This is a genomic window from uncultured Nisaea sp. (genome assembly GCF_963974195.1).
Taxonomy (GTDB): domain Bacteria; phylum Pseudomonadota; class Alphaproteobacteria; order Thalassobaculales; family Thalassobaculaceae; genus Nisaea.
In genome coordinates this window covers 16263-41610 of sequence record NZ_CAXBDC010000024.1, presented here as the reverse complement: position 1 = coordinate 41610, position 25348 = coordinate 16263, and the positions used below count along the sequence as shown (strand labels likewise).

Here is a 25348-nt window from a genome sequence, read left to right as displayed (position 1 = left end):
CAACGCGCTTACCCGAGAAAATAGTCACTTTTCGGAAAAAATAGACAGGATCCCGGCGCGTGGCTCCGGCAAGAAATCGTCAAAAGCAGAATAATCAACCAATAGCCGTCCGCATCCTGGTCATTTGCGACCGCATGTCAGCTCCGGCGCACATCGTCGGGTGATTGCGAAGCCTCCGGCACGGCTTCTTCCTAACATTTGATCACAACCCTTTGATGCCACATTTGAATGCAGATCCCGCTAACAATCTGCTCTTAGGTTCCTATTAATACACTAGCTATAGGTTGCAGCTAGGCAGGCGAAAACATATTGGATTGTGACTCAATGGATGTGACTGAACTGATCGCCGGCTGCGGCCTGACAACAGAACGGGGCAATGCGCTACCGCAGACATGGGAAAATCATGTCGAACGGGAGCTTGAGGGCTCCCTGAAAGCGACTCACAAATTCTGCACATCTTATAAAGGCCTGACCGGTTTTCTATGGGGGCAAGACGAGGCTACCTGGGTTGCCAGTCAGAAAGACCGTTGGAAAGCCGTCTTCAACGAAGGCATCGGGGTGGCTCATGTAGACCAGGTCCGGGAATTCGCCCGGGGCGATCTCGAAAGTGCGATGAACCCTGCGGTCTACGGACAGTTCTTTGCCTGTCTCGGCCGCGAGTTGACGGCCCGTGTTCTCGCGACCGGAAAAGGCTCGCCGGAATCGCACGAGGCCGCGCTCCTGATCGGCACGCTGATGAACGCCGAGGCGACCATCGCCTCCTCCGCCTACAGCGAGGCGCAGACGGAAAAGAACCAGTCCACCATCGAAGAGCTTACCGGCATGATGGGCCAGAATGTCGGCGACATTATCGGCGGCGTGGCCGGCGCTTCCGACAAGCTCTCCTCCAGCATGGCCACGATCCGCGAGAATGTCGGGCGCAATCTCGATCACGCAACCGGTATCTCCGGCACTGTTAACTCAGCCGTCACAAAACTGTCCGAACTGTCCTCGGCCATCGACGGCATCCTGAAGCTGCTTGACGGCATCAAGCTGATTGCCGGGCAGACAAACATGCTGGCGTTGAACGCAACGATCGAAGCCGCCCGAGCGGGCGAAGCCGGACTCGGCTTCGCCGTGGTCGCCCGTGAAGTGAAAATGTTGGCGACAGACAGCCGTGAAGCCGCCGATGGCATCGCCGGTATGACGACCCGTCTCAGCGAGACGCTGGGCATGATCCAGACCGGGTTTGCAGACATCACGGAGCGGGTTTCAACCATGGTCCGCTCCATCGAGGAGAACGGCGCGGCTGCCGAGGAGCAGTATCGGGCAACCGGAGAGATCGCGGACCGCATGGCCCGGCTCGGACAGGAAATCGACGAGTCGATCTCGGGCATCCGCCGGCATTACGGCTGACGCACGGCGGCAGGGAGAGCAAGCGGATGATCGAGGTTCCAGCCGTCGCAACAGTTCAGGGCATGTTCGCAGCCGCCAGCTATTACGGCTATATCGGCATCGCGGTGGCGGCGGTCTTCCTGCTCTACGGGGTCGACAGGATCGATCCAGGCGCGCGGGGAAGCTATCTCTTCCGACTGTTCCTGATCCCGGCGGCGGTCGTGTTCTGGCCGGTTATCCTCTGGCGCTGGGCGCATGTTATGCGGGCGAGGATTGAGCCATGAAGCGCCGCCATCAGCGTTGGCATCTGCGGATCTGGATCGCGCTCGCCATCCTGCTGCCTGCCTTTCTGCTGGTCACCGTGCTTCAGCGCCAGGAGCGCCCGATCGAGCCGCCGTTGCAGCTCAGCAAGGGAGCGGCGCAATGAGCGTGCAGTACCGCCCCGTCACCTGGACCCGGAACAAAATCACCTACGATCTCGTGCTCGGGTTCGGTATCGCCGCCTTCATCATCCTGTTTCTGCGCTATGCGCCGGGCTGGCTGGAAAGCCCCCGGATCAGCGGCCCGCAACTCCGTATGCGGGCCTTCGGCACCTGCGCCTTCCTGCTGCTGACCATCCTTCTCAGCATCGGACCGCTGGCCCGGCTGGACAGCCGTTTCCTGCCGCTACTCTATAACCGCCGGCATTTCGGCGTCGCCATCTTCTTCGTCGCGCTGGCGCACGCCCTTGCCGTGACCGGCTGGTATCAGGCCTTCGGTCCGCTCGACCGCTATGTCGCCTTGCTGGCATCGAGCAGTGCTGTCACGTCCTGGCAGGCCTTCCCGTTCGAATATCTCGGTATCTTCGCTCTCGGCATCCTCTTCACCATGGCCGCGACCAGCCATGATTTCTGGTTGAACTTCCTTGGCGCCCCGCTCTGGAAGGCCATCCACATGACCGTTTACGCGGCCTACGCCGCGATCATCGGCCATATCGCGCTGGGCGTTTTGCAAACGGAACACTCTCCCTGGCTGCTCGGCCTGACCGGCGCCAGCGTGTGTCTTGTCTGCGGCCTGCACATCGCGGCGGGATTGCGCGAGCGGGATACAGCGGATGCGGAACGTGCAAATGATACGGACGGACACTGGGTGCACGCCGCCTATATTGGCGAGCTACCCGACGAAGGCGGCGTCACGGTCTTCCTGCCGACCGGCGAGAAAGCCGCTCTGTTCCGTTATGACGGCAAGGTATCCGCGCTCTCCAACGCCTGCGCGCATCAGAACGGCCCGCTGGCCGAAGGCCGGATCATCGACGGTTGCGTCACCTGTCCCTGGCACGGCTACCAGTACCGGCCGGAAGATGGCTGCTCGCCCGCGCCCTTCACCGAAAAGGTGGCGACCTACCGGCTGCGCCGGGACGGGGACCGCCTCCTGATCGACGCGAACGCCCTGCCGCCGGGCACGCCGGTGCCGCCCATCCAGCTGGAGCAGAGCGCATGAGCCCCCCCTCCGGAGACTTCTTCGTCGGCTACCTTAAAACCCCGCCGAAACTCGCGGCCTTCATCGCCGTCGTCACCGTGCTGCTGACCGGCCTCGGCATCGGTGGCGGCTTCGCCCTGCTGGCAGGACAGCCGGATTATGGCGATGGCGGTTTCAAGGGCGGCTACCAGGAGCATCTCGGCATCCTGCAAACCGCCCCCTACCCCATGCTGCGGTTGCCGCCCGACGAAGCGCATCCCGACGGCCAGACCATCCTGCTTTCCGACCCCGGCAAGCGCGGCGCACAACAACGGGCGGCGCAGCATGACGGCAAGATCGTCGATGTCGGCGGCGTGTTCATCACCCGCGAGGGAACACGTCTCCTGCAAGTCGGCGGCGCCGCGAAGATCCGCGATGCGGTAGATCCGGCACCCGTCGCCGGGTTCGTGCCGCCGGCGGACGTCCCGCTCGGCCCGGTGACACTGCGCGGAGAGATCGTCGATACGAAATGCTATCTCGGCGCCATGCGTCCCGGCGAAGGCAAGGTGCACCGGGCCTGCGCCAATCTCTGCCTGATGGGCGGCATCCCGCCGATGCTGGCGGTCTTTCACGAAAACGAGGCACCGACCCTGCTGCTCTTGACGGATGCGGAGGGCAACGCCTTCGATGCGGATATCCTCGATTATGTCGCGCCCTATGTGTCCGTCACGGGCGAGCTTTACCGCCGGGGCGATCTGTTGATGCTGCGGACCGACGCCAGCCGGATCGGGTTTATCTGATGCGCCCGGCGACCCTCCTCAGGCTCCTGCTCGGACTGGCTTATGCCGCCACCGCCGGTTGGCTGCTCTACGACTATTCGGACGAAGCAGCATCGCTGCTGCGCGGGCGATGGCTGAAGGAACTTTGGCCCGGTGCGGAGACGGTAATCCGGGTAAGCTGGCTTTACGACCTGAGGATCATTGCCGTGCCGCTCTATGCCGTGCTCGGCCTCTGGATTGCCGAGCGGATCTGGCAGCGGTTGTCCGCCCTCTTGCCGCGCGAACCTCACTGAACCTCCTCCTTTGTCAACGGCCGGGGCTGGCACGCGGCGGGGCGGCATGATCTAATCCGCTTCTCATCGCCCGGGAAAAACCATGCCCAAGAAAGACGACGGCCTTTCGAAGAAGGTCTATCAGCACGCGCTCTATGAGCTGCAGGTCGAGCTGTGCCATCTGCAGGCATGGCTCAAGGCCTCCGGAGAAAGTGCGATCGTGGTGTTCGAAGGCCGGGACGCCGCCGGGAAAGGTGGCGTGATCAAGCGGATCACCGAGCGGGTCAGCCCGCGCGTCTTCCGCACCGTCGCCCTGCCCGCGCCGAGCGAGCGGGAAAAGACCCAGCTCTATGCCCAGCGCTATATCCAGCACTTTCCGGCCGCCGGCGAGATCGTGCTATTCGACCGCTCCTGGTACAACCGGGCCGGGGTTGAACGGGTCATGGGTTTCACCGATCAGGCGTCGGTCGACCGGTTCCTCGAAAGCACCGTGTTTTTCGAGCGGGAGATCGCCTCGGCCGGGATCAAGCTGATCAAGTATTTCCTGCATGTCGGCAAGGACGAGCAGGAGAAGCGTTTCCTCTCCCGCATGACCGATCCTGTCAAACACTGGAAACTGAGCGGCATGGATCTCGATTCATACCGACTCTGGGACCAGTATTCGGCCGCCTATGACGACATGATCGGCGCGACGCACACCCTCGAGGCGCCCTGGTTCATCGTCGATGCCGACGACAAGAAACGGGCCCGGCTGAACTGCATTTCCCACCTGCTCAGCCAGTTCGACTATGAGAGAATTCCGTTCAAGGCACCGGACCTTCCGCCCCGCGAACATTTACCGGATCCCCCGCCGGACCGGCCACGCTACGGCACGACGATCCCGGAACCCTTCTGACCGCCACCAGTTTCGCCAAGCGAAATCGAATTTCGAAAAAACTTGTCGGCCTCCCCGGCTGTTCGATATGACATAGGAAAAGCATTTGGGAGGAATGAAGAGTGAAAGAGGCAGTCGTCCTTTCGACCGCCCGCACGGGACTGGCAAAATCCTTTCGCGGCGCCTTTAACGACACCCACGGCGCGACCATGGCCGGGCATGCGCTCGAACATGCGGTCACGCGCGCCGGTGTCGAGCCGGGCGAGATCGAGGATGTGATCCTTGGCTGCGGCCTGCCGGAAGCGGCAACGGGCAAGAATATCGCACGGCTCTCGGCGATCCGCGCCGGTCTGCCGGTTTCCGCCGGCGGCGTTACCGTCAACCGGTTCTGCTCGTCCGGCTTGCAGGCCATTGCCATGGCGGCCCAGCGCGTCATCGTCGATGGCGTGCCGGTGATGGCAGCGGGCGGCGTTGAATCCATCAGCCTGACACAAGCCAATCTGAACCAGACACGGCTGGAAGAGCCCTGGCTGATGGAGCATAAGCCCGAGCTCTATCATTCCATGATCGAGACGGCGGATCTGGTGGCCTCCCGCTACGGCATCAGCCGCGAGGCCCAGGACGCTTATTCCGTACAAAGCCAGCAGCGCACGGCGGCCGCCCAAGGCGCCGGTAAATTCGATGACGAGATCGTCCCGATCACCGTCGAGAAGCTGGTGAAGAACAAGGAAACCGGCGAGGTCAGCCGGGAGACCGTCACCCTGACAAAAGATGAATGCAACCGGCCCGGCACCACACAGGAGGGCCTCGCGGGCCTCGCTCCGGTGCGCGGCGACGGGCATTTCATCACCGCCGGCAATTCCAGCCAGCTTTCCGACGGCGCGTCCGCCTGCATCATCATGGACGGCAAGCTGGCGGAGCAGCGCGGACTTGAGCCGCTCGGCATTTTTCGCGGCCTCGCCACCGCCGGTTGCGAGCCGGACGAGATGGGCATTGGCCCGGTCTTCGCCGTACCGCGCCTGTTGGAGCGGACCGGCGTCAAGCTGGAGGATATCGGCCTTTGGGAGCTGAACGAGGCCTTCGCCTCGCAGGTTCTCTATTGCCGCGATAAACTTGGCATTCCGGACGATATACTGAACGTAAACGGCGGCTCGATCTCGATCGGCCATCCCTACGGGATGACCGGCGCGCGCATGGTCGGGCACGCCCTGATCGAAGGAAAGCGCCGCGGCGCGAAATATGTAGTGACCACGATGTGCGTCGGCGGCGGAATGGGCGTCGCCGGGCTCTTTGAAGTGGCATAAGGGAGCAGGAAAATGGACTTGAATTTCACCCCGGAGGAACAGGCGTTCCGTGAAGAGGTACGCGCCTTCCTGCAGTCCGATCTCCCGGACGATATCCGGGCCAAGATGAAGGGCGGAAAACGCCTGGTCAAAGACGATCATTTCCGCTGGCACCAGGCGCTGTCGAAGCGCGGCTGGCTGGCCACGAACTGGCCGAAGGAATATGGCGGCCCCGGCTGGACGCCCGTGCAGAAGCATATCTTCGACGAGGAATGCTATTCCGCGGGCGCCCCGCGCATCCTGCCCTTCGGCGTCAACATGGTCGCCCCGGTGATCATGAAGTTCGGCAGCCAGGAGCAGAAGGACTATTACCTGCCGCGCATCCTCGACCTGACCGACTGGTGGTGCCAGGGCTATTCCGAACCCGGCTCCGGCTCCGACCTTGCCTCCCTGCGCTGCAGCGCGAAACGCGAAGGCGATCATTATATCGTCAACGGCCAGAAGACCTGGACCACGCTCGGCCAGTATGCGGACCACATCTTCTGCCTGGTCCGCACCGATCCGGATGCGGCCAAGCCCCAGCAAGGCATCTCCTTCCTGCTGATCGACATGAAGACGCCGGGCATCACCGTCCGCCCGATCATCCTGCTCGAAGGCGAGCATGAGGTGAACGAGGTCTGGTTCGACGATGTGAAGGTGCCCGCAGAAAACATCGTTGGCGAGGAGAACAAGGGCTGGACTTACGCCAAGTATCTGCTGACCCATGAGCGCACCGGCATCGCCAATGTCGGCGCCTCCAAGGCCGGTCTGCTGCATCTGAAGGCGATCGCCCGCGACCAGATGAAGAACGGCCGCCCGCTGCTCGAGGATCCGCTGTTCCGCAATCGCCTCGCCAAGGTGGAGATCGACCTGCTGGCGCTGGAAATGACCAATCTCCGCGTACTGGCCGAAGTCCAGTCCGGCGGCGCACCGGGTCTCGAAAGCTCGATCCTGAAGATCCGGGGCACCGAAATCCGCCAGGAGATCACCGACCTCAGCCGCCGTGCCCTCGGCCCCTACGCGCTGCCGTTCCAGTCGGAAGCGCTTGACGAGGGCTTCAACGGTGAGCCTGTCGGCCCCGATTACGCGGCGCCGAAGGCCCAGCAATATTTCAACATGCGCAAGCTCAGCATCTATGGCGGATCGAACGAGATCCAGAAGAACATCATCGCCAAGGCCGGGCTCGGACTCTAAGGGATCAGGAACATGGATTTTTCGCTCAGCGAAGAGCAGCGGATGCTCAAGGACACGGTCGAGCGCCTGGTACGCGAGACCTATGATTTCGAAAAGCGGCAGAAGATTTCCGAGTCAGAGGAAGGCTTCTCCCGCGAGGTCTGGGGCCAGCTTGCCGAACTCGGCCTGCTCGGCGTGCCGTTCCCGGAAGATTTCGGCGGCCTCGGCGGCGGCGGCATCGATCTGATGATCGTCGGTGAGGCAATAGGCCAGGGCCTGGTTGTCGAGCCCTATCTCTCGACCGTGGTGCTCGGCGGCGGGCTGGTCGAACTGCTCGGCTCCGATGCCCAGAAGGAAGAGATCCTCGGTGCTGTTGTCGGCGGCGAGAAACTGCTGGCCTTCGCCCATGGCGAGCCGGACGGCCGCTACGAGACAGCCCATGTCCGGGCCACGGCCGAGAAAGTCGGCGGCGGCTGGAAGCTCACCGGACGCAAGTCCGTGGTGCTCAATGGCGGCGAGGCAGACACCCTGATCGTTTCCGCCCGCGTCAGCGGCGCCCATGACGACGAGGACGGCATCGGCCTGTTCCTGGTCGACAAGGGGGCGGCGAACATGAAGCTGCACAGCACGCCGGCTATCGACGGCACCCGTGTCGCCGAAATCGCGCTCGACGGCGTCGAGGTTGGCGCGGACGCGGTCCTCGGCACGCCGGGCGCCTGTTTCCAGGCCATCGAGGAAGTTCTCGCCCGGGCCATCATCCTGCTCTCCGGAGAAGCCGTCGGAGCCATGAACATGGCGGTCGATACAACGGTCGAATATCTGAAGACCCGCAAGCAGTTCGGCAAGGCTCTCAGCCAGTTCCAGGTGCTGCAGCACCGGGCCGTCGAGATGCGGATCGCACTTGAGGAAGCCCGTTCGCTGGCCATCCTGGCCGCTGCCCGTCTGGGCGAGCCCCGGGACGTGCGTGAGCTTGCCGTGAGTGCCGCCAAGTCCGGCATCGGCCGTCACGCCCGCTTCGTCGGCGAGCAGGCCATCCAGTTGCATGGCGGCATCGGCATGACCTGGGAAGTCCCGGTCGCGCATTATGCCAAGCGGCTGGTTATGCTCGACCACCTGTTCGGCGATACCGATCACCACCAGGAACGCTTCGCCATCCTGGCCGACGCGGCGGCCTAAGCGCTCCGCGTATCCCGATATAGGCCCGTCATCCCCCCTTCGTCGTCCCGTTCCTTCTTCGTCATCCCGTCGAAGGACGGGACCCAGGGGATGACTGGCCGTGCTCCACGATCACTGGGCCCCGGCCTGCGCCGGGGTGACGAACGGGAGCGGGATGACAGTTTTGTTTAGGTTAGCGGCAACGGCCCATCCAGCGGTGACAGCCGCACCGTAATTGCGTAAACCGGAGCTCCCTTCTTCTGACCGGATGCTCCCATGTTCTCCGCCATCATCTTCGACTGCGACGGCGTCCTCATCAATTCAGAGTCGATACTCCGGACCTACTACAGAGGCTTCCTCGCCAGGCTCGGGCTGCATTACGATCCGCACGCCTACAGCAAGCGCTTCAAGGGCAAGGCCTGGCCGCAATTCGCGGAACTGGTCGAGCAGGAATATCTGGAAACCTTCGGCAAACCGCTGCCCGCAGGCAGCTATGACGGCGTCAAGGACGGAACCTGGGCGGAGTATCAGCGCGCGCTGAAACCCACCGACGGCATCGAGGCCCTGCTGGACAGCATCACACGCCCCAAGGCCGTCGCCTCGAACAGCCACGCCGCCTCACTGGAACGCAAGCTGCGCCACACCGGCCTCTACAAGCATTTCGCTCCGCACGTGATCTCCCTTGAGGATGTCAAGAACGGCAAGCCCGCGCCCGACATGTTCCTCTTCGCCGCCGCGCAACTCGGCGCCGCCCCCGGAGAATGCCTCGTCATTGAGGATAGCGTGACGGGCGTCACCGCCGGAGCGGCGGCCGGTATAACGGTCTGGGGCTATGTCGGGGAAAGCGGCGGCGATCCGGACCTGCCCGACATGCTGCGGGAGGCCGGCGCAAGCGAGATCTTCTCCCATCACGATGCGCTCCGGCAGCGCCTCGGCTGAGCTCTTTCTGTACGGTGCGATGACGGACGAGCATGTGTTCCCTGGGTCCCCACGTGCGTGGGGATGACGGCTGGGGAGGAGAGACCTCACACAAAATTCGTCATCCTCGCGAACGCGGGGACCCAGGGATCGTAGAATCAACCCTGCGACAAACAGGCAAAAAGAACGGCTGTCCCTTCCATGTCTCAACCATGCAGCCCTTCGTCTACATCCTTGCGAGCAAGCGGAACGGGACGCTCTATACCGGAGTGACCTCGGATCTTGCCGGCAGGGTATCCCAGCACCGATCAGGCAACGTGCCCGGTTTCACCGCCCGGTACGGCGTGCGGACGCTTGTTTATTTCGAACAACACGTCTCGATGGACAGCGCGATCAGGCGTGAACGGCAGGTGAAGAAATGGCGGCGGCGCTGGAAGCTCGAGATGATCGAACGCCACAACCCGCGATGGCACGATCTCTATGCACACCTGTTTTAAAGGCTCAGTCCTTCGATCTTCCGGGTTCCCGCATGCGCGGGGATGACGGTTGAGGGAGAGCTGGTCCCCATACAAAAATCCGTCATCCCCACGCACGTGGGGACCCAGGGATCACAGGGTAATCTCTGCTGAGACATGAACGGTAAATGAAGGAGTAATCGGCGCGCGGGGCTATCGATTGAGGAAGAGTTATCCCTACCCCAACTCCATCTCAGCCATTGCGATGCGGGCATCGTGGAAGCGCGGGTTCAGGGCGAGGCATTGCTCGTAGCAGGTCCGGGCATGGTCCTTGTTGCTGGCGGCATCGAAAACCTGGCCAAGGGTGAACCACGGCTCCGGATCGGAGGGGTTGAGATAGATGGCGCGGTTCAGGGCGGTAGCGGCGGGTTCCAGCCAGCCTGCTTCGAAGCAGGTCATGCCGAGCTGGCGCTGGTGATCCGCGTCCGCCGGATCAAGCAGGGCGGCCTGGCCAACCAGCTGGGCGGCCTCGTCATGCCGGCCGTTCTGCATCGCCAGGATGCTCTTGACGTGGAGCGAGCGCGGGCTTTCCGGCTGGTCTTTCGTGACCCGCCGATAAAGGTTTTCCAGCCGTGCCGTGCCAATATTCACCACCCGCCCCACTCGGGACGAGCTGTCTTGCGAGGTTCGTTCCATGACGGAACCACCTTACCCTGCCTCGGCCGATAGCACCACCGGAGAGCGTCAGGCATCCAAAATCCGGCCCGCAACGGCGTCCAGCTTGGCGACCAGTTCCGGGTCGCGCGCGTCAGGATGCGTGATCAGGGCATATTGCAACGCATTGTCGCCGCCCTGCTCGTCCACTTCAGGCCGCTTCGCCAGCATCGGGACAACGGCCCGCACAAGGTCGCGGGCCTTTTCCGCGTTACCGGTCAGCACCTTGATGACCTGCTCGACCGTCACGCTGTCATGCTCCGGATGCCAGCAATCATAGTCGGTGACCATGGCAACGGTGGCATAGGGGATCTCCGCCTCGCGGGCCAATTTGGCTTCCGGCATGTTGGTCATGCCGACCACATCACAGCCCCAGGAACGGTACAATGTGCTCTCCGCGAAGGTCGAGAATTGCGGGCCTTCCATACAGATATAGGTCCCGTTCACGCTGTGCGGCAGGCCAAGCGTCCTGCAAGCCTCGACCAGTGCCGCCTGGAGCCTTTCGGCGACCGGATGGGAGAAGGAAACATGGGCGGCGCATCCGTTCGTGAAGAACGTCTTCTCGCGGGCGAAGGTGCGGTCGATGAACTGGTCGATCAGCACGAAATGGCCCGGCGCGTATTCTTCCTTCAACGATCCGACGGCGCTGAGCGAGATGATGTCCGTCACCCCGGCGCGCTTCATCGCGTCGATATTGGCCCGGTAGTTGATCCCGCTCGGGTTCAGCTTGTGGCCACGCCCATGGCGCGGCAGGAAGACCAGTTTCTGGCCATCCAGTTCTCCAAAGAGAAGTTGATCGGACGGCGTCCCGAAGGGCGAGGAGACCTCCTCCCAGCGCGTATTGGAAAGGCCGTCTATCTCGTAAATCCCACTGCCACCGATAAAGCCGAGAACCGCGTCACGCGTCAGTGCCGTCATGGGATGCAACCTTTCTGCAGAAATTATTCGGCTCTCTGCCTAACGGATGGCCGCGCCGTTGCCAACGGCAAAACGCCTCCGGAGGGGGCAGGCTTTCCCGGAACGCGATGACCGGACCACCAGGAGACCAGGAAAGATTCAGCAGAGCTCTGCTTCAAGCCCCCCGCATCCGGGGCCCTTCACCCGTAAGCACCGCTTTTATGAGAAGAAAAATTGATGTTGATCAATTTAAAAGGCTCCCCGATAACTCTCTATTAGGGATTTTAGCTTAACTATATGGAATTGAGTCCACGTAGTGTTACCCGGATGGCCCGGCCCAGCCATATGGAGCGCTACTTCCGGAGTTTTGAAACAGACTTCCAGCGCAGCAGCAGGCAGGCATCGGGCCAAAACTTTCCCTCCTATCCCGCCAGTCCACGCAGCAGCCCCATTGCACGAAGACTCCTTCGTTGACGAGCGCCATGAACCTGTATCTCGATCGTTTTTTTGCCCCGATCCAAGAGGCTTTTGAGCCAGCCAATGCCCTGCCAGGGACCTATAGCCCCGGCCTCGTGGCGCTGTCAGTATTCATTGCGGTTATAGCGGCGATTGTCGCCCTGTCGACCTCCGCCCGCATTGCCGCGGCAAAAAGCAAACGCGCGCGCGCCGCCTGGCTGACCGCGGGTGGCGGCTGCATGGGCGGCGGTATCTGGGGCATGCATTTTGTCGGCATGCTCGCCTTCTCCCTGCCCTGCGGTATTTCTTACGATCCGCTCATCACGCTCATCTCCATGGTGCCCGGGATGCTCGCCAGCACGGTCTCCCTGCTGGTGATCAGCCGGGGCGACAGGATCACATTCCGCGAACTCTCCATCGGCGCCGTTCTGCAAGGCGGCGGCATCGGCGCCATGCATTATGCCGGAATGGCCGCGATGCGGCTCGATGCCCTGCTCCTGTATGATGTCTATACGGTCGCGCTCTCGGTTCTGGTTGCCGTTGTCCTGGCCTTTGTCTCTCTTGGCATTCTCGTCCTGCTCCGCAGCGTGGATGCGTTCCGGCCACTGGCCATTCCGGTTGCCGCGATCGTCATGGGCTGCAGCGTCGCCGGTATGCATTACACGGCGATGCAGGCAGCCCTGTTCTTTCCCCTGACCAACGTGCTCGGGACGGAAAGCACCCTTGATCCGACGACCATGGCCATTGTCATCACGCTGCTGGTGGTCTGTTTTGGTGCCGCCACACTGGCCGCCGCCTTCGCCGGCAGGCAGTTCGAGACAGCTTCGGAACTCAGACAGGAAATCGATCGCCGGGCGGTCCTGGAGCTGGAGGCGCGGGCCAACCATGCCCGCCTCCAGGCCATCATGGACAATATCGATGCCGGTATCGTGACCATCAACCAGCAGGGCACCATCCTGCACTGGTCCCCGGGCGCGACGGCGACTTTCGGATACACGCTCGAAGAAGTCCTCGGGCAGAACATCTCGATGATCATGCCGGCGGAGCATTCGGACAATCATGACAATTATCTCGCACATTACCTGCAGACCGGTGAGCGAAAGATCATAGGCATCGGCCGGGAAGTCACCGGCCGCCGCAAGGATGGCAGCCCCGTACCGATCGATCTCGCCATCAGCGAGACCCAGCTTGAGGGCAAGCCGCTCTATATCGGCGTGATGAACGATATCACCGAGCGCAAGCAAAACCATGCCGAACTCGTGCAGGCCCGCGAGGAAGCCGAGGCCGCCAACAAGGCCAAGTCACTGTTCCTCGCGAATATGAGCCACGAGATCCGGACACCGCTCAACCCGATCATCGGCATGGCGCACCTGCTCCTCAGGACCAATCTCGACCGGATACAGTCGGAATATGCCCGGAAGATCCACCAGTCCGGCGGTCACCTGCTGAAGATCATCAATGATATTCTCGACTTCTCGAAGGTCGAGGCCGGCGAGCTTGTCCTGGAGGAAACCGACTTCGAGCTTGATGAGATCCTGGAAAGCATTTCCTCGGTCGTGGCCGAACGCAGCGCCGCCAAGTGTCTGGAGTTGATCTTTGAAGTCCCGACGGATCTGCCGCGCAATTTTCGCGGCGATCCTCTCCGCCTCAGCCAGATCCTGATCAATCTGGCGAACAACGCCGTCAAATTCACCGAAACCGGTGAAGTCTGCATCGCCACCAAACTGCTGGAAAAATCGGAAACCTCGGCCCTCTTGCGGTTCTCCGTCCGCGATACCGGTATCGGCATCACCGACGAGCAATTGAAGAAACTGTTCCGTTCCTTCCAGCAGGCGGACGAGTCGACCACACGCAAGTTTGGCGGAACCGGCCTTGGGCTTGCCATCTCGCAAAGGCTCGCCGGTATGATGGGCGGAACCGTTCAGGTCGAGAGCGAGCCCGGCAAAGGGACCACATTCTGGCTCGATCTCCGACTGGAGCTGGCGGAGCGATCAAGCGCAAAGCGCCTGTCGAGCCGTGATCTCCGGGGCCGTAAAGTCCTTGTCGTTGAAGACAATGCATCGGCAAACCACGCCATTTGCGAGATGCTGAAATCGATGTCCTTCGTGGTCGAAAGCGTCGATAACGGCCCGGCGGCAATCGAGCTGGTCAGGAGCGGCGCCCATTTCGATCTTGTTTTCGCGGACTGGCGCATGCCGGAGATGGACGGGATAGAAACAATCCGTCATTTGCGGCGAGAAAACCTGTCGGGCAAGAAAACCGGTTATGTCCTGGCCACGGCCTATGGCCGCGACGATGTGATGAATGCCGCGGCAGAGGCCGAGATCGACGAGATCCTGATCAAGCCCCTCAACCCGTCCGAGCTGTTCAATTCCGCGCTCCGGGTCCTGCGGCATGATCCCGTGGAGGCCAACCCCAAACACCCCTCCGGCGCCAGCAACCCCGTGCCGCTGTTCCTCGCCCGCCGCCGTATCCTTGTCGTCGAGGACAATGAGCTGAACCGGGACGTGGCTCTCGGCCTGCTGCGCGCCTTTGGCGCCACACCTGAAATCGCGGAAAATGGTGCCGAGGCTGTCGCTCTCGTGGAAAGCACCCAATATGACGCCATCCTCATGGATATCCAGATGCCGGTCATGGACGGATTTACCGCTACACGCGAAATCCGCCAGCGTTTCCCGGATTGGCCGGTGCCCATCGTCGCGATGACCGCGAATGCCCTGAGCGGTGACAGGGAGCGTTGCCTGGAAGCCGGCATGGATGACCATATCGCCAAGCCGATCGACCCGGACATTCTCTATTCCGTTCTGCATCGCGTTCTTGGCATTGAAGGGGCGCTTTCGCACACTCTGCCCTCCCAGGACAATGACAGCCAGACCGGTCCCGGCTTCGACCTGCATGACAGTATTGACGTCGAGACGGGGCTCAAGCGGGTCCTGGGGGACCGGCAGGAATATGCCCGGATGCTTGCCCGTTTCCTTGAAGGCCAGTCATCAGCCGTTCATCGCATAACCGAGGCCCTTGCGGCCGGCGACACTGAAACCGCCGAGCGGGAAGCCCATACAGCACGGTCTGTCGCCGGAAATATCGGCGCCCTGTCGCTCTCCGAAGCGGCGCGCGCTCTGGAAACGGCTATCAGGGAACAGGCCGGCGCAGGCGACATCACGGAGCGGCTCGACCGGTTCTCGGCGGAACTGGAGCCGATTCTGGCCTCGCTGGAAGCCGCCGAGCTGTCCATTCTTCCGGATCATCAGAACGGCACGGAGACGGAAGCAACCGAGGCCGGGCACGCTGCTCTTGCCCAGCTTATCGCACTGCTTGCGGACGACGATGCCGAAGCTCAGGACGTACTGGCAGAACAAGGTGCCGCGCTGCGTCCGATTCTGGGCGGCGTCCGGTTCTCGGAAGTCGAAGCCGCGATCGGCCGCTTCGATTTCGAACAGGCGCATTCGATCTGTGCCGCAGTGGAAACCACCTCTCCAGCGAGGCAATGACCGGAAGAATGATGGATACGACCTCCCGCCTCAGAACCATCCTCGTCATCGACGACACGCCGGACAATCTGGCTTTGATGAGCCGCCTTCTGAAAGACCGTTACAAGGTGAAGATCGCGAACTCCGGACAGCGCGGCCTGACCATAGCGGCGGCGGATCCCCAGCCGGATCTCATTCTTCTCGATGTGATGATGCCGGAGATGGATGGCTACGAGGTTTGCCGCCGCCTGAAAGCGGATCCGGCCACGCGCGACATTCCAATCGTCTTCCTGACCGCCCGCAGCAACCAGGAAGACGAGCATTACGGCCTCGACCTTGGGGCGGTGGACTATATCTCCAAGCCGATCAGCCCGCCGATCGTGCTGACCCGCGTCCGCAATCACCTGCAGCTGAAGCGGGCCGCCGATGTGCTGCGCGACCAGAACAGCTATCTGGAAAGCGAAGTCCGCCAGCGTACGGAGGATATCAGGGCCATCCGCGACGCCACGATTGTCGCACTCGCGTCACTTGCCGAAACACGGGACAATGAGACCGGGAACCATATTCGCCGCACGCAGGACTATGTAAAGGTGCTCGCCGAAGCACTCAGGGAGCATCCGCGGTTCTCGGACTTTCTCCAGCCCGAGACAATCGACCTGCTGTACCGCTCCGCGCCGCTGCACGATATCGGAAAAGTCGGTGTGCCGGATTCGGTCCTGCTGAAACCCGGCCGCCTCACGCCCGAAGAGTTCGAGGTGATGAAGACCCATACCACGCTTGGCCACGAGGCCCTGGTGCGGGCGGAGACGGTTGCCGGATCGGGAGACGAGCGGTCATTCCTGCGCCTGGCCCGGGAAATTGCCCTGACCCACCACGAACGCTGGGACGGCACAGGATACCCGCAAGGGCTGGCAGGGGACGATATCCCCATTACGGGCCGTGTGATGGCTGTAGCGGACGTCTATGACGCCCTGATCTCCAAACGGGCCTACAAGCCCGCCTTCCCGCACGAGACGGCCGTGGAGGAGATCCGGAAGGGCAGTGGCACCCAGTTCGATCCCGACATTGTAGAGACCTTCCTTGCCCTGACAGACCGGTTCCAGGAAATCGCCGCCTCTCACGCTGACTAAGCTGTTTCCGGGACTAAACTATTTCCGGCTGACCCATTATTGCTGAAATGAAAAAAGGCCGCGTCTGCTGACGCGGCCTTTTTTAGCAACAATGTCTGGATGCTTAATGCACGTTGGCCCAGATCTTCCGCTTGGAAGCATAGAACAGGCCGCTAGCGACGATCAGGAACAGGATCACTGCGACACCGGTCCGCTTGCGCGCTTCCAGGTTCGGCTCGGCCGCCCAGGTCAGGAATGTCGTTACATCCTTGGCCATCTGCTCGATTGAAGCCTTGGTGCCGTCCGAATAGGTCACGCCATCTTCATAGAGCGGCTGCCCCATGGCGATCTGGTGACCCGGGAAGGCCTTGTTGTAGTGCATGCCGTCCGCGACGTGGACACCTTCCGGCGCCTCGCCATACCCGGTCAGGACGCCGTAAATGTAATCCTCGAACCCGGCACGCGCCTCGACGATGAGGGACAGGTCCGGCGGCAGGGCGCCGCCATTACCGGCCCGTGCGGCCTTATCGTTCGGGAACGGCGGAACGAAGCGATCCGACGGGGTGCCGGCGCGGGTGAACATCTCACCATCGTCGTTCGGGCCATCGACAACTTCATATTCGGCCGCGATCGCTTTCACTTCCTCTTCCGAATAGCCGAGATCGGCCAGATTCCGGAAGGAGATGAAGTTCAGCGAGTGGCAGGTCGAGCAGACTTCCCGGTAGACCTGGAGGCCGCGCTGTGCGGCCGCCCGGTCGAAGGTGCCGAACAGGCCTGAGAAGGACCAGTCCTGCTTTTCCAGGTGAATGGCCTCACCAGAGGCATGCGCCGCCGGACCATTCATGGCGAGAGCCGCGAAAGCAACCGTCGCCGCGATCAGAGATTTCATACCCATTATGCTTTCTCCTTCGCAGCAGCAGGCGCGGCGGCAGGTCCACCAGAGCCGCCGAGCACGGATTCACTGATGCTCTTCGGCAGCGGTTTCGGTGTCTCGAAGATCGAGAGCAGCGGAAGCGCAACGAGGAAGTAGAAGAAGTAATAGACCGTGGCGATCCGGGACGCGGTGACGTACCAGCCTTCGGCCGGCTTGCCGCCGAGCCATGTCAGCGCGATGCAGTCAACGAACAGCAGCCAGAAGAAGATCTTGAAGACCGGCCGGAAGCTGCCGCTGCGCACCGGAGACCGGTCGAGCCAGGGCAGGATGAACAGAACCGCGATGGCACCGAACATGGCCAGCACGCCGAACAGCTTGTCCGGAACCGCGCGCAGGATCGCGTAGAACGGCAGGAAGTACCATTCAGGTACGATGTGCGCCGGTGTGACCAGCGGGTTGGCCGGAATGTAGTTGTCCGGATGGCCCATGAAGTTCGGCGCGAAGAACACGAAGAAGGCGAACGGGATCAGGAAGACGAAGAGGCCGAACGCATCCTTGACGGTGTAGTACGGATGGAACGGGATCGTGTCCTGCGGGCCCTTCACGTCGATACCCAGCGGGTTGTTCGAGCCGAAACGGTGCAGCGCGATGATGTGCAGCACGACGACCGCGAAGATCACGAACGGCAGCAGGTAATGCAGCGCGAAGAACCGGTTCAAGGTCGGGTTGTCGACGGAGAAACCGCCCCACAGCCAGGTGACGATATGCTCGCCGACGATCGGTATAGCGGAGAACAGGTTGGTGATGACGGTGGCGCCCCAGAAGCTCATCTGGCCCCAGGGAAGCACGTAGCCCATGAAGGCGGTTGCCATCATCAGCAGCATGATCACCACGCCCAGCATCCAGAGCAGCTCACGCGGGGCCTTGTAGGACCCGTAATACAGACCGCGGAAAATGTGGATGTAGACGGCGATGAAGAAGAAGCTGGCGCCGTTCATGTGAATGTAGCGAATCAGCCAGCCCGAATTGACGTCGCGCATGATGCGCTCGACGGAATTGAAGGCATAGTCAACATGCGGCGTGTAGTGCATGGCGAGCGTGATGCCCGTGACCAGCATGATGACCAGCATGATGCCGGCCAGCGAGCCGAAGTTCCACCAGTAGCTGAGGTTCTTCGGGGTCGGATATTCGTGCGCCTCATGGTGCAGGAAACTGAAGATCGGCAGACGGTGATCAACCCACCGGACAACCGGATTGGTAAAATTAGCAGTGCTCATCGATCACGCTCCTCAACCGATTTTAATCGCGGTGTCGCCGGTAAAGACGTATGGCGGCACGGCAAGGTTCAGCGGTGCCGGGCCTTTGCGAATCCGTCCGGAGCTGTCGTAATGAGATCCATGGCACGGGCAGAACCAGCCATCGTAATCGCCGCGCGGCTCGGTCGTCTTCTGACCAAGCGGAACGCAACCAAGATGGGTGCAGATCCCGACCAGGATCAGCCATTCCGGCTTCTGCACGCGATCGGCGTCCGGTGTCGGGTCTCGCAACTCGTCGAGATCGACATCCTTTGCCTCTTCGATTTCCTTCGCCGTGCGATGACGGACAAAGACCGGCTTGCCGCGCCACACGACAGTGATCGACATGCCTTCCTCGACCCCGGAGATATCAACCTCCGTGCTCGAGAGAGCCAGCGTGTCGGCCGCCGGGTTCATTTGGTTGATGAACGGCCAAGCCGCGGCCGCGATACCAATCGCGCCAACCGCGCCACTGGCGACATTGATAAAGTCGCGCCGTGTCGCGCCTTCTTCTACCTCAGCCATTGTAAATCAGCACCTCTCGCCCACTTATTGATTCGTCAAGGAACTTATATCGTCCCCCGCCGCTGTGAGTGCGACACAGGGTCGCGCGTTACCCGCAGGCAAAAATCCTGCTCTGACGCTATTGCATCGTCCTATACTGCACCCAGAAACCAATTGCAAAGCCTCCCTAGCCTCCTGTCAGCAATAGGCCCCTGCCCGTGCGAATAGCGCTGTATCAACCGGATATCCCACAAAATACCGGTACCATTCTCCGTCTGGCCGCCTGTTTCGGGTTTCCCGTCGACATAATCGAGCCTTGCGGCTTCGCCCTGAGCGATGCCCGGATGCGCCGCGCCGGCATGGATTATATCGATCATGTGGACTGGATGCGGCATAATTCATGGGAGCGTTTTCTGGAGCAGAGAACAGCCGGGCGCCTGATTCTCCTGACCACAAAAGCCGATACCGCGCTGCAGGATTTTACCTTCAAGGCGAACGACATATTGCTGTTCGGCCGGGAATCCGCCGGCGTGCCGGAAGAGGTTCACACTCACGCAGATGCCCGCATCGCCATTCCGATGCAGAGCGGGCTCAGATCCCTCAATCTCGCGGTCAGCGCTTCCATTGCTGCCTGGGAAGCGTTACGGCAAACCGGATTTGAACATGCTGCCCCGCCCGACCAGATGGCGAATAAAGCGAAACCTGCATGACGGTGTTTCCGGATCGTCTTCAAGCATTCTGCAAGAAAACCCGCCTCCTTCATTTCCTTCCCCCGCAGATCCTCTCTGCAAGGGCAAGGGAGAGACAATATCGGTTAACCTGATTTTAGCCGAATCGCACCTATTCTTGCCTCTAACGCAGTCCAAACCTTGACATTCCAGGCGCAGCAACCATCCTAAACTCATGGCCAGGCAAAAAGAATTCGACCGATCCGAAGTCCTCGAGAAAGCAATGCAGGCTTTCTGGCGGCGCGGATACGAGGCCACGTCCGTGCAGGATCTGGTCGACGCGACCGGCATCAACCGGGGTTCGATGTACGATACCTTCGGTGACAAGCGCGGTCTCTTTCAGGCCTCGGTCGATTATTACATTTCAAATGTCAGCGCCAAACGCCTCAGCAAGATGATCGAGACGGAATCGGCCCTGGAGGCGATCCGCACCTATTTCGAGGATCTGATCGCGTTTTCCGTCGGAGATGGCCGCAAGCTCGGCTGCCTGATCACCAATTCCGTGGTGGAACTCGCCCCGCACGACCCCGTCATCGGCGGAATACTTCGCGACAGCTTCGCCCGGGTTGAAGAAATTTTCCACCAGACCCTCCGGCGGGCGCAGAGCGAAGGCGAAATCTCCCCAAAGGTCGACGCCCGGGCAGTGGCTCGCTTCCTGACGGCGACCACGAACGGCATTCGTGTATTCGCACGCGCCGACGCGAATGCCGAAACCTTGCGCGATGTGGTCAGCAGCGCACTATCCGTCATCGAAGGCCAGCAGCCCGACCTTCCGGTCGCTGCCGAGTAAGCTCCTCCCGCTTCATCCCCCAGCACCCCGCGCCCGCACATCCCCAGGACACGTTTTCTTGAGGCGTAACTATTCATATTGCATTCTGGAACATCCGTTCCATATTTAATCTCATCGAATTCAGCCACGGGAAAACATCCATGACACAGCTCACACCGCTCTTTCCGCGCCAGCAGGTTCCAGCCCTTTCCGTCGATACAGTCGGCGGCGGAAGCTGGAGCCTTGCCGATGCAAAACCGGAAAACTTCACCCTGATTGTTGTCTATCGCGGCCTGCACTGCCCGATCTGCGGCATGTATCTGAAGGACCTCGACCGCAAGCTCGCCGACTTCAAGGAACGCGGCGTCGAGGTTATCGCGCTGTCCAGTGACGATGCCGACCGTGCCCGGCAGTCCAGGGAAGACTGGAAACTGGAGAACCTGACACTCGGGTACGGCCTGACTCTCGACAAGGCGCGGGAATGGGGTCTGTATATCTCCTCCGGACGCGGCAAGACCTCTGTCGGTATCGAAGAGCCGAAGCTGTTCGTCGAGCCGGGCCTGTTTCTTGTCCGGCCGAACGGCGAGCTCTATTTCGCCAGCATCCAGACCATGCCGTTCGCCCGCCCGGATTTCGCGGCCATCCTGAAGGCGCTCGATTTCGTGCTGGCGAACAATTATCCGGGTCGCGGCGAAATTGTCGATCACCTGGCTCAAGCAGCCGAGTAACGACAAGCAGGGGAAGCCTGTCCATGGCTTCCCCTCTCTTGCACACCCGAATTTGGCTGGCACCGGCACCGGGCTTGGGCTACTAGGGCTGCGTGACAAATCATCCGCTAAAGACACTCCGTTTCCGTGCCGAAGCCACCCTTGTGGGCGGGCTGCTTTTCGTGATCCGCCAGCTGCCGCTCACGGTTTCTTCCTGGATCGGCGGAAAAGTGCTGCAGATCGTGGGGCCCTTTCTGCCCGCGCACCGTACCGCCCGCACCAATCTGGAGCGTGCTTTCCCGGAAAAGGATCCGGGCGAGATCGCCGGCATTCTGCGGGGCATGTGGGATAATCTCGGTCGCACCGCCGCCGAATACCCGCACCACGACACCATAAAGGCCGAGGCCGGCACGCGCCTTGAAGTCCATGGTGGAGAGTTGCTTGAAGACATAGCGGCCAACCCGCGCCCCGCCGTCTTCTTCTCCGCCCATATGGCGAACTGGGAGGTCCTGCCGATCGCATCGGCTCTCAGGGGGCTTCCGGTGAACCCGGTATTCCGGCGGCCGAACAATCCCTACATGAGCGACCTGTTCGAAGCCCGGAGGCCGCACCCGGACGTGCAACTGGTCGCCAAGGGGCCGCGTGCCGCGCGGGAGTTGCTGAAAATCCTGAAGCAGAACCGGTCCGTTGCCCTGCTGATCGATCAGAAATTGCGGGAGGGCATCCCCGCCACCTTCTTCGGGCGGAAGGCCATGACACCCAGCGCCTTTGCCGAATTTGCCCAGATGCTCGACTGCGACATCTATCCGACCCGGGTCGAGCGGCTGCCCGGCGCCCGGTTCCGGGCAACGATCTACCCGCCGCTGGCAAAGCCGGACACGGCCGACCGGAAAGAGGCTGTGCGCCTTCTGACCCAGACGGCAACCAGCATGATCGAAGACTGGATCCGTGAACGGCCGTCGGAATGGTTCTGGGTACACCGGCGCTGGCCGGATTAAAACGACGCCACGCTAAGCCTGCATGTCCCCCTGCATATCCCTGGCGACTGTCACCAGAAGCGTTTCCAGGTCGTCCTTCGAGACTGGCTTCAAGACGACGCCATTCCACCCTCCCGGCCCGACCTTGAGCGATCCGGGCTGCAGCACATCCGCAGTCCAGGCAAAGATGCGGGCGGGCTTGTCCCGCGCCACATCCTGTGCACGGATCTGCCGGGCCGCTTCCACACCGTCCATCACCGGCATATGCACATCGAGCATGATCAGGTCATAGGGACCGGCTTGCGCCTTCTCCACGGCCTCGGCGCCATTCTCGGCAAGCTCCACCGTGCATCCGAAGCGCTTCAGAAGCTCGCTGACGACTTCACGATTGATCATCGCGTCATCGGCCACCAGAACATGAAAGCCATATGCAGCCGCACTTTCCGCGGGCTCTGCCTCGGCACCTGCGGGCGCCTCCTCCAAGAGATCCGAATAATCCTCGACCTCGATCGTTGCGATAAACCGGGAGCCTTTTCCGGGCTCGCTGGTGACGGACACGCCGCCGCCCAGCGCTTCCGCAAGGCTTTTGGTAATCGGAAGCCCCAACCCCGTCCCGCCGAAACGGCGTGAAATCGAATTGTCCGCCTGATCGAAGGGACTGAAAATCTGTGCCAGACGTTCCGGCTCAACCCCGATCCCCTCATCCTCGACCTGAATGCCGAGCAAGATCCGGCGCCCGTCGCGCTTTTCCCTGGTGACGGATATCCGGACGGCACCGTCTTGGGTGAATTTCACCGCGTTGCCCACCAGATTGTAGAGAATCTGGCGCACCCGCATCTGGTCGCTTTCGATCAGGCGCGGTGCATTTTCACTGTCGATGACGAGCCTGACCTTGTTCTCCAGTGCCTTATCGTGAAAGGCGGAGTCCAGACTCTCGATTTCGGAACGGAAATCAAACCGCTCCAGACTGATAGTGAGCTTGTCCGAATCTATCTTGGCGAAATCGAGAACGTCATTGATCAGGGCCAGAAGATGCCGGCTCGACCCGCTGATCCCCCGGACATATGCCTGGTGCTTTTCAACCGCATCATTCCTGCCATCCAGATCCAGCAACAGGTCCGCGTAACCGATAACGGCATTGAGAGGCGTGCGGAGCTCATGGCTCATATTGGCGAGGAACTCTGTTTTGGCCTTGGCCGCGGCTTCGGCATCCGCGCGTTTCGTCTCAAGGTCCCGGGTCAACTCTTCCAGAGCCGCGCGCATGCCATCGAGAGACTGGAACAGCAGCCCGATCTCGCCACCTTTGGGAATGACGACGGGAGCCTGCAGGTCACCTTTACCGATCCGGCCCGCCTCTTCCCGCAGCGCCTCGAAGGCGGAGAGGATCGGAAGCATGATCCAGCCATAGAAAAGACCGATATTGCCGGCGGCGATAACGATGCAAAACAGCACGGCGGAGAAAGTCGCGATTTCCGCCGTTCCCTGTTCGGAGCGGAGCAAGCGCTTGTTCTTCTCCATCCGCCCGATGATGGCATCGGCGTTGCTGTTGATCCGGCTTCGAATGTGGGCGCGCGCTGAATGGTCGGCGTCATGTGTTCCGGTCAATGCCCGCAAGCGCTGGAAAAAGGCGCTCATCTGTTGAAGCCGCCGCGTAAGCTCCGAATGCACACCGGCATTGAACAGATCACCCTCGTCCAGACTGCTCACGAACGACTCGGCTTTACCTTCTATAGCGTTCCATTGATGCGCGAACCTGTCATCAAACCGGCGGTCGTACTCTCCCACAATATCCTTCAGGGCAAGCACCGACTGCTCAAGCTCGGAGATTTCGCCAAGCTGCTCGGACGTCCGGTGAATTGCGAGAAATGACCATACAGCCACCGCTCCTGCCAATGTCAGCAGGAACATCGAAACCACTATGGCGATAAGAGACTGTCTCCGGATCATCTGAGCGTCTCTATCTGCATGCCCAGGATCTGCGCGTCCAGGTCACTCGAAGACCCCGACAGCTTCCGGAGAGACAGAACGCAGAGGCGCGCTATGCAGGAAGCCAAGCATGTTTGGTAATCCGCCATCCGGCGTTCCGCCTTGCGCCTCGGCGCGCCAGACCACAGCCTCTTCCATCAGCCGCACCAGATCCTGGGGCAACTCGACTGTAAGGCTGTGTTCCGGCCACAGATAGTCAACGAATGCCGGGTCCAGCCCGTACTTCTTCGTGATCATTTTCTTGGCCTCATCCGGATTGCTCTGCGCGAACGCCTCCGCCTTCAGAAGGGCCCGCATGAGTTCGGCCGTCTTGGCACTGTTCCCGGACAGCCAGTCATCGCGGCCAACCAGCAGGAAATAATAATACTGCCCCTCCTGCCCGGGATAACCGAGAGCCAGATCGCCGAGAGCTTCCCGTGCCTGATAGACATACGGCTCCCATGTCAGCCCGGCGGCCAGATCTCCGTTTGCAAGCCCCGTAACGATATCGCCCGGCTTCAGATCAACAATATTGAGGTCGGACAGACGCATGCCGTTAAGGGCGAGAAAACTCGCAAGAAAATATTCGCCGATACTGGACCGCGTGATTCCGACTTTTTTCCCGGCAAGGGATGCCACGCTCTGATCCACCTGATCCCTGCGTCCGACGAGCTTGGCCGTCCGGGACGTGGAGAGCGTGCTGACGATGCGCAGATCGGGAGATTTCAGGGCGTTCGCCACGAAGGACACGTGCGATCCGGTCGCGAACTGGATCTTGCCCTCCACGAGATCCCGGGTCGTCAGGGTTCCTGACTGATACATCCTGGCTTCGAAACCCGCAGATTCGATATAGCCGAGCTCATCGGCGAGCCAGAACAGTATCGCGGTTTTCGTGGCTCCGATAACCGGTTGGGCTGCGTGCACTGAGTATGTCCGGCCGCCAACAGCAAGAATGAAAACAAGCGCCGGAAACAAAATGAGGCATAGGCGTCTCATTCTTGATCCCCTTGTAAATTGACAGCGCCCGCAAACAGCCAACGCTGTGCAATGATCAACTGACCAACGATCAATTGACCCACACTGGGGTAAATACAGCTAAAAATTCGTTAAATTTCCGAAACACC

Annotated in this window: 25 protein-coding genes; 18 read left to right on the top strand and 7 right to left on the bottom strand. The window is 61.2% G+C overall.

Annotated features, from left to right (window positions below):
• The first annotated feature begins 324 nt into the window (after window positions 1–324).
• From AAC126_RS07650 to AAC126_RS07595, 12 genes are all read left to right on the top strand, one after another.
• On the top strand, window positions 325–1395 hold the full coding sequence (locus tag AAC126_RS07650; protein ID WP_339851771.1) for a methyl-accepting chemotaxis protein: 1071 nt from the start codon (window positions 325–327) through the stop codon (window positions 1393–1395).
• A 26-nt stretch (window positions 1396–1421) separates the two neighbouring features.
• Entirely contained in the window at window positions 1422–1658 is a 237-nt protein-coding gene (locus AAC126_RS07645) for a hypothetical protein (RefSeq protein ID WP_339851768.1), read from the top strand.
• On the top strand, window positions 1655–1801 hold the full coding sequence (locus AAC126_RS07640; RefSeq protein ID WP_339851766.1) for a hypothetical protein: 147 nt from the start codon (window positions 1655–1657) through the stop codon (window positions 1799–1801). The genes AAC126_RS07645 and AAC126_RS07640 overlap by 4 nt, the downstream gene beginning before the upstream one ends.
• Window positions 1798–2853 carry a Rieske 2Fe-2S domain-containing protein gene (locus AAC126_RS07635; protein ID WP_339851763.1) on the top strand — a complete coding sequence of 352 codons (1056 nt, stop codon included), beginning with the start codon at window positions 1798–1800 and terminating at the stop codon, window positions 2851–2853. The genes AAC126_RS07640 and AAC126_RS07635 overlap by 4 nt, the downstream gene beginning before the upstream one ends.
• Entirely contained in the window at window positions 2850–3611 is a 762-nt protein-coding gene (locus AAC126_RS07630) for a hypothetical protein (RefSeq protein WP_339851760.1), read from the top strand. Before AAC126_RS07635 ends, AAC126_RS07630 begins: the two co-directional genes overlap by 4 nt.
• Window positions 3611–3883: a hypothetical protein gene (locus AAC126_RS07625; RefSeq protein WP_339851757.1), complete on the top strand. Its 273-nt coding sequence runs from the start codon at window positions 3611–3613 to the stop codon at window positions 3881–3883. Before AAC126_RS07630 ends, AAC126_RS07625 begins: the two co-directional genes overlap by 1 nt.
• A gap of 82 nt (window positions 3884–3965) precedes the next feature.
• Window positions 3966–4757: a polyphosphate kinase 2 gene (gene ppk2, locus AAC126_RS07620; protein ID WP_339851755.1), complete on the top strand. Its 792-nt coding sequence runs from the start codon at window positions 3966–3968 to the stop codon at window positions 4755–4757.
• 101 nt (window positions 4758–4858) lie between these two features.
• Window positions 4859–6040 (top strand): acetyl-CoA C-acyltransferase, encoded by a 1182-nt coding sequence (locus AAC126_RS07615; protein ID WP_339851753.1) that lies wholly within the window; start codon window positions 4859–4861, stop codon window positions 6038–6040.
• 12 nt (window positions 6041–6052) lie between these two features.
• Window positions 6053–7252: an acyl-CoA dehydrogenase family protein gene (locus AAC126_RS07610; protein WP_339851750.1), complete on the top strand. Its 1200-nt coding sequence runs from the start codon at window positions 6053–6055 to the stop codon at window positions 7250–7252.
• A gap of 12 nt (window positions 7253–7264) precedes the next feature.
• A complete protein-coding gene (locus AAC126_RS07605; RefSeq protein ID WP_339851748.1) occupies window positions 7265–8407 on the top strand; it encodes an acyl-CoA dehydrogenase family protein in 1143 nt (380 codons plus the stop codon).
• Window positions 8408–8662: 255 nt separating this feature from the next.
• Window positions 8663–9325, top strand: a complete 663-nt coding sequence (locus AAC126_RS07600) for an HAD family phosphatase (RefSeq protein ID WP_339851746.1) — start codon at window positions 8663–8665, stop codon at window positions 9323–9325.
• A 191-nt stretch (window positions 9326–9516) separates the two neighbouring features.
• On the top strand, window positions 9517–9801 hold the full coding sequence (locus AAC126_RS07595) for a GIY-YIG nuclease family protein (RefSeq protein ID WP_339851742.1): 285 nt from the start codon (window positions 9517–9519) through the stop codon (window positions 9799–9801).
• A gap of 195 nt (window positions 9802–9996) precedes the next feature.
• Here AAC126_RS07595 and AAC126_RS07590 read toward each other — a convergent pair whose 3' ends face one another.
• On the bottom strand, window positions 9997–10455 hold the full coding sequence (locus tag AAC126_RS07590; protein WP_339851739.1) for a tetratricopeptide repeat protein: 459 nt from the start codon (window positions 10453–10455) through the stop codon (window positions 9997–9999).
• Between the two features lie 48 nt (window positions 10456–10503).
• Entirely contained in the window at window positions 10504–11391 is an 888-nt protein-coding gene (locus tag AAC126_RS07585; protein ID WP_339851736.1) for an S-methyl-5'-thioadenosine phosphorylase, read from the bottom strand.
• Between the two features lie 461 nt (window positions 11392–11852).
• Here AAC126_RS07585 and AAC126_RS07580 point away from each other — a divergent pair, with 461 nt between their 5' ends.
• Window positions 11853–15317 (top strand): response regulator, encoded by a 3465-nt coding sequence (locus AAC126_RS07580; protein WP_339851734.1) that lies wholly within the window; start codon window positions 11853–11855, stop codon window positions 15315–15317.
• 8 nt (window positions 15318–15325) lie between these two features.
• Window positions 15326–16426 carry a two-component system response regulator gene (locus tag AAC126_RS07575; protein WP_339851732.1) on the top strand — a complete coding sequence of 367 codons (1101 nt, stop codon included), beginning with the start codon at window positions 15326–15328 and terminating at the stop codon, window positions 16424–16426.
• 103 nt (window positions 16427–16529) lie between these two features.
• Here AAC126_RS07575 and AAC126_RS07570 read toward each other — a convergent pair whose 3' ends face one another.
• From AAC126_RS07570 to petA, 3 genes are read right to left on the bottom strand one after another with little or no spacing between them, the layout of a single operon-like run.
• Complete coding sequence (locus AAC126_RS07570; protein WP_339851787.1) at window positions 16530–17294, bottom strand: cytochrome c1; 765 nt, start codon at window positions 17292–17294, stop codon at window positions 16530–16532.
• 5 nt (window positions 17295–17299) lie between these two features.
• Complete coding sequence (locus AAC126_RS07565; protein ID WP_339851731.1) at window positions 17300–18556, bottom strand: cytochrome b/b6; 1257 nt, start codon at window positions 18554–18556, stop codon at window positions 17300–17302.
• A gap of 12 nt (window positions 18557–18568) precedes the next feature.
• Window positions 18569–19099, bottom strand: a complete 531-nt coding sequence (petA, locus tag AAC126_RS07560) for a ubiquinol-cytochrome c reductase iron-sulfur subunit (protein WP_339851729.1) — start codon at window positions 19097–19099, stop codon at window positions 18569–18571.
• A gap of 197 nt (window positions 19100–19296) precedes the next feature.
• On the opposite strand from petA, the gene AAC126_RS07555 reads away from it, so the two are divergent.
• The 4 genes from AAC126_RS07555 (at window position 19297) to AAC126_RS07540 (ending at window position 22280) form a co-directional block, all read left to right on the top strand.
• A complete protein-coding gene (locus AAC126_RS07555) occupies window positions 19297–19788 on the top strand; it encodes a tRNA (cytidine(34)-2'-O)-methyltransferase (protein WP_339851728.1) in 492 nt (163 codons plus the stop codon).
• Between the two features lie 193 nt (window positions 19789–19981).
• Window positions 19982–20596 carry a TetR/AcrR family transcriptional regulator gene (locus AAC126_RS07550; RefSeq protein WP_339851726.1) on the top strand — a complete coding sequence of 205 codons (615 nt, stop codon included), beginning with the start codon at window positions 19982–19984 and terminating at the stop codon, window positions 20594–20596.
• A 140-nt stretch (window positions 20597–20736) separates the two neighbouring features.
• The gene (locus tag AAC126_RS07545) at window positions 20737–21303 is read left to right on the top strand and encodes a peroxiredoxin-like family protein (protein ID WP_339851724.1); all 567 of its coding nucleotides are present in this window, start codon (window positions 20737–20739) and stop codon (window positions 21301–21303) included.
• Window positions 21304–21395: 92 nt separating this feature from the next.
• Entirely contained in the window at window positions 21396–22280 is an 885-nt protein-coding gene (locus tag AAC126_RS07540; RefSeq protein ID WP_339851722.1) for a lipid A biosynthesis lauroyl acyltransferase, read from the top strand.
• Window positions 22281–22292: 12 nt separating this feature from the next.
• Here AAC126_RS07540 and AAC126_RS07535 read toward each other — a convergent pair whose 3' ends face one another.
• Window positions 22293–24206 (bottom strand): ATP-binding protein, encoded by a 1914-nt coding sequence (locus AAC126_RS07535; protein WP_339851720.1) that lies wholly within the window; start codon window positions 24204–24206, stop codon window positions 22293–22295.
• A 42-nt stretch (window positions 24207–24248) separates the two neighbouring features.
• Window positions 24249–25148, bottom strand: coding sequence for an NrtA/SsuA/CpmA family ABC transporter substrate-binding protein (locus AAC126_RS07530; protein WP_339851718.1), 900 nt, complete (start codon window positions 25146–25148; stop codon window positions 24249–24251).
• Window positions 25149–25348: the final 200 nt, after the last annotated feature.

Coding starts and splice junctions, on each gene's coding strand:
- AAC126_RS07650 (WP_339851771.1), top strand. CDS start 325: ATGGATGTGACTGAACTGATCGCCGGCTGCGGCCTGACAACAGAACGG.
- AAC126_RS07645 (WP_339851768.1), top strand. CDS start 1,422: ATGATCGAGGTTCCAGCCGTCGCAACAGTTCAGGGCATGTTCGCAGCC.
- AAC126_RS07640 (WP_339851766.1), top strand. CDS start 1,655: ATGAAGCGCCGCCATCAGCGTTGGCATCTGCGGATCTGGATCGCGCTC.
- AAC126_RS07635 (WP_339851763.1), top strand. CDS start 1,798: ATGAGCGTGCAGTACCGCCCCGTCACCTGGACCCGGAACAAAATCACC.
- AAC126_RS07630 (WP_339851760.1), top strand. CDS start 2,850: ATGAGCCCCCCCTCCGGAGACTTCTTCGTCGGCTACCTTAAAACCCCG.
- AAC126_RS07625 (WP_339851757.1), top strand. CDS start 3,611: ATGCGCCCGGCGACCCTCCTCAGGCTCCTGCTCGGACTGGCTTATGCC.
- ppk2 (WP_339851755.1), top strand. CDS start 3,966: ATGCCCAAGAAAGACGACGGCCTTTCGAAGAAGGTCTATCAGCACGCG.
- AAC126_RS07610 (WP_339851750.1), top strand. CDS start 6,053: ATGGACTTGAATTTCACCCCGGAGGAACAGGCGTTCCGTGAAGAGGTA.
- AAC126_RS07605 (WP_339851748.1), top strand. CDS start 7,265: ATGGATTTTTCGCTCAGCGAAGAGCAGCGGATGCTCAAGGACACGGTC.
- AAC126_RS07600 (WP_339851746.1), top strand. CDS start 8,663: ATGTTCTCCGCCATCATCTTCGACTGCGACGGCGTCCTCATCAATTCA.
- AAC126_RS07595 (WP_339851742.1), top strand. CDS start 9,517: ATGCAGCCCTTCGTCTACATCCTTGCGAGCAAGCGGAACGGGACGCTC.
- AAC126_RS07590 (WP_339851739.1), bottom strand. CDS start 10,455: ATGGAACGAACCTCGCAAGACAGCTCGTCCCGAGTGGGGCGGGTGGTG.
- AAC126_RS07585 (WP_339851736.1), bottom strand. CDS start 11,391: ATGACGGCACTGACGCGTGACGCGGTTCTCGGCTTTATCGGTGGCAGT.
- AAC126_RS07580 (WP_339851734.1), top strand. CDS start 11,853: ATGAACCTGTATCTCGATCGTTTTTTTGCCCCGATCCAAGAGGCTTTT.
- AAC126_RS07575 (WP_339851732.1), top strand. CDS start 15,326: ATGATGGATACGACCTCCCGCCTCAGAACCATCCTCGTCATCGACGAC.
- AAC126_RS07570 (WP_339851787.1), bottom strand. CDS start 17,294: ATGAAATCTCTGATCGCGGCGACGGTTGCTTTCGCGGCTCTCGCCATG.
- AAC126_RS07565 (WP_339851731.1), bottom strand. CDS start 18,556: ATGAGCACTGCTAATTTTACCAATCCGGTTGTCCGGTGGGTTGATCAC.
- petA (WP_339851729.1), bottom strand. CDS start 19,099: ATGGCTGAGGTAGAAGAAGGCGCGACACGGCGCGACTTTATCAATGTC.
- AAC126_RS07550 (WP_339851726.1), top strand. CDS start 19,982: ATGGCCAGGCAAAAAGAATTCGACCGATCCGAAGTCCTCGAGAAAGCA.
- AAC126_RS07545 (WP_339851724.1), top strand. CDS start 20,737: ATGACACAGCTCACACCGCTCTTTCCGCGCCAGCAGGTTCCAGCCCTT.
- AAC126_RS07535 (WP_339851720.1), bottom strand. CDS start 24,206: ATGATCCGGAGACAGTCTCTTATCGCCATAGTGGTTTCGATGTTCCTG.